Genomic DNA, 9,180 nt, shown 5'->3' on the forward strand with positions numbered 1-9,180 from the left:
TTATATTTTTATAATTTATTTCCGATCACCATTAAAACGAGGAGGAACAGCAAGTGAACATCTCGATTGACCGTGAAGCGCTGGCAAGAAGCGTCCAAGATGTGATGAAAGCTGTATCGACGAGAACGACGATTCCGATTTTGACAGGGATTAAACTGACAGCGACGGCCCTTGGGGTGACATTGACAGGCAGCGACTCCGATATTTCGATCGAGTCGTTCATTCCGCTTGAAAAAGAAGGTCGGCTGCTCGTTGATGTCAAAAGGCCGGGAAGCATCGTGCTGCAAGCTCGCTTTTTTGCTGAAATTGTCAAAAAGCTGCCGCAGCAAACTGTCGAGATCGAGACGGAAGACAACTTTTTGACTGTCATCCGCTCAGGCCACTCGGAATTCCGTCTCAATGGCTTAAATGCCGACGAATATCCGCGGTTGCCGCAAATTGAGGAAGAAAACGTCTTTCAAATTCCGGCTGATCTATTGAAGACAATCATCCGACAAACTGTTTTTGCTGTTTCAACATCGGAAACGCGCCCCATCTTGACAGGTGTCAACTGGAAAGTGGAGAATAACGAACTCGTCTGCACGGCGACAGACAGCCATCGTTTGGCGATGCGAAAGGTAAAAATTGAAGCAGGACATGCTGTGTCGTACAACGTCGTCATTCCGGGGAAAAGCCTAAACGAGCTGAGCAAAATTTTGGACGACGGCAGCGCTCCGGTCGATATTGTCATAACGGCCAACCAAGTGTTGTTTAAAGCGGAACATCTTCTTTTCTTTTCCCGGCTGCTTGACGGAAACTATCCGGAAACAGCCCGCCTGATTCCGACAGAAAGCAAAACAACGATGACCGTCAATGCGAAAGAGTTTTTGCAAGCGATTGACCGGGCATCACTGCTTGCAAGGGAAGGGAGAAACAATGTCGTGAAACTGACGACGCTCCCGGGAGGGCTGTTGGAAATTTCCTCGGTTTCTCCAGAAATCGGGAAAGTGACGGAACAGTTGCAGGCCGAATCACTTGAAGGGGAAGAGTTAAACATCTCGTTCAGCGCAAAATATATGATGGATGCACTCCGGGCCCTTGATGGCACCGATATTCAAATCAGTTTCACCGGGGCAATGCGCCCGTTCGTGCTGCGTCCGCTTTACACCGACTCGATGCTGCAGCTCATTTTGCCGGTAAGAACATATTGATGTATGTCGGAAACGCATAAAAGGGCGATCCAGTCATGGACGCCGTCCTTTTCGCAATGCCTCCGATGGAGAGGATGGGGACAATTGCGTCCCATTCTCTTCATCGGCTTTCTTTGCGGGCGGGCGATGTTTTCGATAAAATAAAGGAATAGGCGACTTAGAGGAAAGCGAGCGATGAACGGATGGAACAAACGGTGACGATTAAAACGGAAACGATCACGTTAGGACAGCTGTTGAAGCTTGTGCAGTTAATTGATACAGGCGGCGCTGCGAAATGGTTTTTGCAGGAATACAACGTGCTCGTCAATGGCGAAAGAGAGACCCGGCGCGGGCGGAAGTTAAAAGACGGCGACCGGGTGGATGTGGAGCAAATCGGCACGTTTGTCGTTGTACGGGCAGAGTAGGTGAAGATCGGGTGTTTTTAACCGACTTAGTGTTAACGAACTACCGCAACTACGAACATGAAATGGTGAATTTCAGCCAAGGCGTCAACGTCATTCTCGGGGAAAATGCCCAAGGGAAGACAAACATGATGGAGGCCATTTATGTATTGGCCATGGCGAAATCGCACCGCACATCGAACGATAAAGACCTTATCCGTTGGAATGAAGAGTATGCTAAAATAGAAGGAAGAGCGGAAAAACGAAGCGGTTCTCTTGCCCTTGAACTGCTCATCTCAAAAAAAGGGAAAAAAGCGAGATGCAACCATATTGAACAGCGACGGCTCAGCCAATATGTCGGGCAGTTAAATGTCGTCATGTTCGCTCCGGAAGACTTGAATCTGGTCAAAGGAAGTCCGCAAGTGCGGCGGCGGTTTATCGATATGGAAATCGGACAAGTATCCCCCGTTTATATACATGATTTGGGTCAATACCAAAAACTGTTGCAGCAGCGCAACCACTGCTTGAAGATGATGCAGACGCGCGAGAGGGGCAACGAGGCGGTGCTTGACGTATTAACCGAACAGCTCGCCGTGCTGGCGGCGAAGATTACGTTGCGGCGCCGCCAGTTTTTGTCGCTGCTTGAGCAGTGGGCGATGCCGATCCACCGTGAAATCAGCCGCGGAGCTGAACAACTCGGCATTCGGTATGAACCGTCGGTCGACGTATCAGAAAAGGCAGAATTGTCGAGAATAGTAGAAGCATACTGCGAAACGTTCGCTTCCTTGCGAAAACGGGAAATCGAGCGGGGAACGACGCTTGCCGGCCCGCATCGCGATGACATCGCGTTTATCGTCAACGGAAAAAACGTCCAAACGTTCGGTTCCCAAGGGCAACAGCGCACAACCGCGCTGGCGGTGAAACTGGCGGAAATTGAGCTCATCTTTTCCGAGTTAGGTGATTACCCCATTTTGTTGCTCGATGATGTGCTGTCCGAACTTGATGACTTTCGGCAAACCCACCTCTTAGATGCGATCCGAAAAAAAGTGCAAACTTTCGTGACCACAACGAGCATTGACGGCATTAAGCACGATATCATTCAAGAAGCGGCTATTTATCGAGTCCACTCCGGTTCGGTAGCTGCCCCTTCTTGACCGCAAAACGTTGAACGTTTGCAAAGAAAGCGTAGGTGATCTGGCATGACAATGGAACAACGGGTTGAGCGAGCGTACGACGCGAGCCAAATCCAAGTGCTCGAAGGCCTTGAAGCAGTTCGAAAGCGCCCGGGGATGTACATCGGCTCGACGGGGCCTAAAGGGCTGCACCACCTCGTTTGGGAAATCGTCGACAACAGCATTGACGAAGCATTAGCCGGCTATTGCACGGAAATTCATGTGACGATCGGAAAGGATAACAGCATCACGGTCGCTGACAACGGGCGCGGCATTCCAGTCGATGTGCATGAGGCAACCGGACGGCCGGCTGTTGAGGTCATCATGACCGTTCTGCACGCCGGCGGGAAGTTCGGCGGCGGCGGTTATAAAGTATCCGGCGGCTTGCACGGCGTCGGCGCCTCGGTCGTCAACGCCTTGTCGGAATGGCTGGAAGTTTACGTATACCGAGATGGGAAAATCCATTATCAAAAATACGAGCGGGGCGAGCCGTGCACCGATCTGCAAGTCATCGGCGAGACGGACCGAACCGGGACGACGACCCGCTTTAAGCCGGATCCGGAAATTTTTACAGAAACGACCGAGTTTGATTACGAAACGTTGGCCGCCCGGCTGCGCGAGCTCGCCTTTTTGAACCGCGGCTTGAAAATCACCTTGACGGATGAACGGGTTGACAACCGGAAAAGTGAATACTTTTATGAAGGCGGCATCCGCTCTTACGTCCGCCATTTGAATCGGACGCGGGAAGTGTTGCACGAAGAGCCGATTTACATTGCCGGCGAGCGCGACGGCATCGCTGTCGAAATCGCCTTGCAGTACAACGACGGCTATACGAGCAACATTTATTCATTCGTGAATAATATCCATACGCACGAAGGCGGCACGCATGAATCCGGCTTTAAAATGGCGTTGACGCGCATCATCAATGACTACGCCCGCAAACAGCAAATTTTCAAGGACAATGATGCCAATTTGACGGGGGAAGATGTGCGGGAAGGGCTGACGGCCATTGTGTCAATCAAACACCCCTCCCCGCAATTTGAGGGGCAGACGAAAACAAAGCTCGGCAACAGCGATGCGCGCACGGTGACGGACGCTGTCTTTTCTGAACAATTTGAAACGTTTTTGCTCGAACACCCGACCATTGCCCGAAAAATTGTCGAAAAAGGGATGATGGCCGCCCGCGCCCGCCTGGCGGCCAAAAAGGCGCGCGAACTGACGCGGCGCAAAAGCGCGCTTGAAGTCTCCAATTTGCCGGGCAAACTTGCCGACTGCTCGTCAAGAGATCCGTCGATCAGCGAGCTGTATATCGTGGAGGGGGATTCGGCGGGCGGTTCAGCGAAACAAGGGCGCGACCGCCATTTCCAGGCAATTTTGCCGTTACGTGGGAAAATTCTCAACGTTGAGAAGGCAAGAATCGACAAAATCTTGTCCAACAACGAAGTGCGAGCGATCATCACCGCTCTTGGCACCGGCATTGGCGAAGAGTTCGACATCTCAAAGGCGCGTTATCATAAAGTCATCATTATGACCGATGCGGACGTCGACGGCGCTCATATCCGCACGCTTCTTTTGACATTCTTTTATCGCTACATGCGTCAATTTATCGAGCACGGCTATGTGTACATCGCCCAACCGCCCCTGTATAAAATCGAACAAGGAAAACAAGTGCGCTACGCTTACAACGACCGCCAGCTCGAAAAAATTCTTGCTGAGCTGCCGGAACAACCGAAGCCGACAATCCAACGCTACAAAGGGTTGGGCGAGATGAACCCAGAGCAACTTTGGGAGACGACGATGAACCCGGAAAAGCGAACATTGCTTCAAGTCAGCTTGCAAGATGCCATTGACGCAGATGAAACGTTTGAAATTTTAATGGGCGACAAAGTCGAGCCACGCCGCCAATTTATCGAAGAAAACGCCCGTTATGTGAAAAACTTGGACATTTAGGATGAAAAGAGAGGGATGGGGCCGCCCTCCTCGCTTCTTTTTGCCGACGGGGCCAACCGGGGCGCAAACGAAGCGGCGCCCGCCGTCCGCCTATGTCTGCTCCCTGTAAAGGCAGACCGGGCCGAAGAAGGCTCAAAAGGGAGGTTTATATGAATGGCAGAACATGAACAATCGCGCATTCGCGAAGTCAATATCAGCCAGGAAATGCGCTCGTCGTTCCTTGACTACGCCATGAGCGTCATCGTTTCCCGCGCCTTGCCGGATGTGCGCGATGGGCTGAAACCGGTGCACCGCCGCATTTTATATGCCATGCATGACCTCGGCATGACCGCTGATAAACCGTATAAAAAGTCAGCCCGCATCGTCGGCGAAGTGATCGGAAAATACCACCCGCACGGCGACGCCGCCGTGTATGATACGATGGTGCGCATGGCGCAAGACTTCAACTACCGGTACATGCTCGTTGACGGGCACGGCAACTTCGGGTCGATCGACGGCGATGCAGCAGCGGCCATGCGTTACACGGAAGCCCGCATGTCGAAAATCGCCATGGAGCTGTTGCGCGACATCAATAAAGACACGATCGATTACCAAGATAACTACGACGGTTCAGAAAAAGAACCGGTTGTGCTGCCGTCACGGTTTCCAAACTTGCTTGTCAATGGTTCGTCAGGCATTGCCGTTGGGATGGCGACGAACATCCCTCCGCATCAGCTTGGCGAGGTCATCGATGCGCTGTTGGCGTTAAGCCGAAACCCGGAGATGACCGTTGCCGACTTGATGGAATACATTCCTGGTCCGGATTTCCCGACGGCCGGGCAAATCATCGGCCGCAGCGGCATCCGCAAGGCGTACGAAACGGGACGGGGATCCATTACGTTGCGCGCCAAGGCTGAAATTGAGCAGCATGCCAATGGCAAGGAAACGATTATTGTAAGCGAACTCCCCTATCAAGTGAACAAAGCAAAGCTGATTGAACGGATCGCCGAATTGGTGCGCGAGAGAAAAATCGACGGCATCACCGATTTGCGTGATGAATCGGACCGAAGCGGAATGCGCATCGTTATTGAAGTGCGGCGCGATGCGAACGCGAAGGTCGTGTTAAACAACTTATACAAACATACCGCCTTGCAGACGAGTTTTGGAATCAACATGCTCGCCTTGGTGGATGGCGAGCCGAAAGTGTTGAACTTAAAAGAATGTTTGGAGCACTATTTGAACCACCAGAAAACGGTCATCCGCCGGCGAACGGCCTTTGAGCTGAAAAAGGCTGAAGCGCGCGCCCATATTCTTGAAGGCTTGCGCATTGCCCTTGACCATTTGGATGAAGTGATCGACCTCATCCGTCGTTCGCGAACGACAGAAATAGCGCGCGAAGGGTTGATGGAACGGTTTTCGCTCAGCGAACGGCAGGCGCAGGCGATCCTAGATATGCGCCTGCAACGGCTGACCGGCCTCGAGCGGGAAAAAATTGAACAGGAGTATCAAGAGCTTCTCCGCCTCATCGCTGAGTTGAAAGCGGTGTTGGCTGACGAAGAGAAAGTATTGCAGATCATTCGCGATGAGCTGGCCGAAATCAAAGAGCGGTTTAACGACGAGCGGCGCACAGAGATCATTGCGGGGGCTGTCGAACAGTTTGACGACGAAGACTTAATCCCGCACGAACATGTCGTCATTACGCTCACCCATAAAGGATATATTAAGCGCCTGCCGTTATCGACGTATCGAAGCCAGAAACGCGGCGGCCGGGGCGTGCAAGGCATGCATACAGCCGAGGATGACTTTGTCGAACATTTGCTCGTCACTTCTACTCATGACAACGTGCTGTTTTTCACAAATAAAGGGAAAGTATACCAGGCGAAAGGCTATGAAATTCCGGAATTCGGCCGCACCGCCAAAGGGCTGCCGATCATCAACTTGCTTGAGCTCGACAAGGATGAATGGATCAACGCCATGATTCCCATTGAAAATGAGTTTGATAATGAGCTTTATCTCGTGTTTGCGACAAAGCAAGGGATCGCCAAGCGCTCTCCGCTCTCAGCTTTCGCCCACATCCGCAACAATGGGCTCATCGCCATTCACTTGCGCGAGGGGGATGAGCTGATTTCCGTCAAGTTGACGGACGGTAAAAAACATTTGATTATCGGCACGAAAAGAGGGATGCTCATCCGTTTTCCAGAAACGGATGTGCGGACAATGGGCCGCAGTGCGACGGGAGTCAAGGCCATCTCACTCGATGACGGCGATGAAGTCGTTGGCATGGAAATCTTGGAAGACCATCATGATGTTCTTGTTGTGACGAAAAAAGGGTTCGGCAAACGCACCCCAGCTTCGGAGTATCGCGTGCAAAGCCGGGGCGGCAAAGGGTTGAAAACGTGCAATGTCACGGAACGGAACGGTCCTGTTGTTGCAGTGACAACAGTCGTCGGCAATGAAGATTTAATGGTCATTACGACAGGCGGCGTGCTGATCCGCATCGCTGTCAGCGATATTTCCAGGACAGGGAGAATTGCCCAAGGCGTCAAGCTCATTCGCCTCTCGGACGAAGACGAACATGAGTGTGTAGCGACAGTTGCCAAAGTGCCAGAGGAAGAAAAAGAAGAGAAAGAGGAAGAAGGGCATCCCGCTTAATTGAATGGCGTTCCGCCTGCAGGTGCGGGGCGCCCTTTCGTTTGAAAATGCGTGCGTCTGTTTTTACGGCGAATCGGAAAGCGAAACGCGCTTATTGGGCTTTCCGATTGCGAAAGTGCTGTTATTGCAGCCTATATAGATGCAACGAAATCGTTTAACATATCCTTGACGGAAAAGTGGCTCATCCATTTTTGACTGTCGAAGGCAAGCCGTAGGCTTGCCTCCGTCACGCTAAGGCGTGACGGACAGTTGGATGAAATGACCGGTCAAAACGAAAAATGTTAAAGCTTTAAATTGCATCTATATAAATCGTGCTACGATAAAAACAAAAAGACGGGGGGCTACATGGATGGTTCGCGTGAAGCGCTCCCAGCTTCGCGAAGGCTGTGTGCTTGCTGAAGATGTAATCGGCAAAACGAAACGGCCGATTATGACAAAAAACACTATTATTACAACACCGTTGTTGCAAGTGCTTGAAAAATTTCTTGTAGAGGAAGTGGAGATTGAGCCGTTTCTCGCAAACGGCGAACCATTTTCGCCGGGGGATTCGGCCGCGGCGGAGGATCAACGGCCGCTCTCTTTATATTTAGAGACCGTCCGCCAATACAAGACATGGTTTCAATCTTGGCGGTCCGGCTTGCCGGTCGACATCAATGAAATAAGGGAAGCTGTCATTCCCCTTTTTGAACACATGACAGGCTGCAAGCGGGAATTGCTTGCGTTGCACCATTATGCGACAAAAGAGGAATATTTATATCATCACGCCGTCAGTGTAGGATTGCTCGCCGGCTTTTTAGCCATGGAGCTCGGGTATAGCCGCGGGGAATGCCACCAAGTCGTTTTAGCCGGCGTCTTGTCCGACTGCGGCATGGCAAAAATGAGCAAACAAATTTTAACGAAGCCGTCGGCGCTCACTGAAGTGGAGTTCCGCGAAGTGAAGCAACATCCGATTCTCGGCTACCGCATGGTGCAGAAGATCACAGCGTTAAGCCATGGAGCGAAGCTAGCCGTTTTGCAACATCATGAGCGAAACGACGGCAGCGGCTATCCGCTCAAGTTAAAAGCGAAAAAAATTCACCCCTACAGCCAACTCGTCGCAACAGCGGATGTGTACCACGCCATGACGTCAGAGCGCTTGTATCGGCGCAAACAGCCGCCGCTTCGGGCCATTGAAACGATGTTGCGGCAGCAAGCCGGCAGATTGAGCGCAGACGCCGTCGCTGTACTGTTGAACCGTCTCGTCGGCCTGCAAACAGGAGCCGTCGTCAAACTATCCAACGGTGAGACAGCCGAAGTCATGTTGATTCAGCCAGACGAGCCAACCCGGCCGGTTGTCAAAGCAGCGAGGACGGGACGATTGCTTCTGTTAAGCACTCAACATGATATATATATTGAGGAGGTTTTGCGTGCACCAATGGATGAATAGTCGACCGAAAAGGCCGGTGAAAAACAATCATTTTCTCTTGCTGCTGTTGTTCATCGCCGAAAGAGGAAGCGGATTTCAGCAGGTTTCTCAGCTTGAGAATAACGCATTTCGCATTGTTTTTTGAATTAAATTGCCAACCGTCCAAAAAATACCGTTGCATAAACAACATCAACATGATACAATCAACTTTGCTTGCGCCGGCAACAACGAAATAAAAAAACTATTGACTTTTCATCGCCCATCAGTTATTATGTAATAGCTGTCATCATTAAAGTAAAGATCAAGCTCCTTGAAAACTAAACAAAACGCAAGCGTCATGAAAAAAACTTCGGCCGCATGGGCCGAAGCAAAAGCCAATCAACTTTCTTTGGAGAGTTTGATCCTGGCTCAGGACGAACGCTGGCGGCGTGCCTAATACATGCAAGTCGAGC

The 9,180-nt window shown here is 51.3% G+C and carries 7 protein-coding genes and 1 rRNA gene; all 8 read left to right on the forward strand.

The window, feature by feature from the left end:
* The first annotated feature begins 53 nt into the window (after nucleotides 1–53).
* Nucleotides 54–1,190, forward strand: coding sequence for a DNA polymerase III subunit beta (dnaN, locus tag CV944_RS08310; protein ID WP_033011986.1), 1,137 nt, complete (start codon nucleotides 54–56; stop codon nucleotides 1,188–1,190).
* Between the two features lie 182 nt (nucleotides 1,191–1,372).
* Complete coding sequence (gene yaaA / locus CV944_RS08315) at nucleotides 1,373–1,594, forward strand: S4 domain-containing protein YaaA (protein WP_033011987.1); 222 nt, start codon at nucleotides 1,373–1,375, stop codon at nucleotides 1,592–1,594.
* Between the two features lie 11 nt (nucleotides 1,595–1,605).
* Entirely contained in the window at nucleotides 1,606–2,724 is a 1,119-nt protein-coding gene (gene recF / locus CV944_RS08320) for a DNA replication/repair protein RecF (RefSeq protein ID WP_033011988.1), read from the forward strand.
* A 45-nt stretch (nucleotides 2,725–2,769) separates the two neighbouring features.
* Nucleotides 2,770–4,692, forward strand: coding sequence for a DNA topoisomerase (ATP-hydrolyzing) subunit B (gene gyrB / locus CV944_RS08325; protein ID WP_033011989.1), 1,923 nt, complete (start codon nucleotides 2,770–2,772; stop codon nucleotides 4,690–4,692).
* A gap of 153 nt (nucleotides 4,693–4,845) precedes the next feature.
* Nucleotides 4,846–7,323, forward strand: coding sequence for a DNA gyrase subunit A (gyrA, locus tag CV944_RS08330; protein ID WP_033011990.1), 2,478 nt, complete (start codon nucleotides 4,846–4,848; stop codon nucleotides 7,321–7,323).
* Nucleotides 7,324–7,672: 349 nt separating this feature from the next.
* The gene (locus CV944_RS08335) at nucleotides 7,673–8,749 is read left to right on the forward strand and encodes an HD-GYP domain-containing protein (RefSeq protein WP_047817615.1); all 1,077 of its coding nucleotides are present in this window, start codon (nucleotides 7,673–7,675) and stop codon (nucleotides 8,747–8,749) included.
* Nucleotides 8,730–8,873, forward strand: a complete 144-nt coding sequence (locus CV944_RS17275; protein ID WP_155734064.1) for a hypothetical protein — start codon at nucleotides 8,730–8,732, stop codon at nucleotides 8,871–8,873. The genes CV944_RS08335 and CV944_RS17275 overlap by 20 nt, the downstream gene beginning before the upstream one ends.
* 240 nt (nucleotides 8,874–9,113) lie before the next feature.
* Nucleotides 9,114–9,180 (forward strand): 16S ribosomal RNA (locus tag CV944_RS08340); the annotation flags it as partial.

The organism is Geobacillus sp. WSUCF-018B (genome assembly GCF_002809985.1).
In the GTDB taxonomy this organism is placed as follows: Bacteria; Bacillota; Bacilli; order Bacillales; family Anoxybacillaceae; genus Geobacillus; species Geobacillus thermophilus.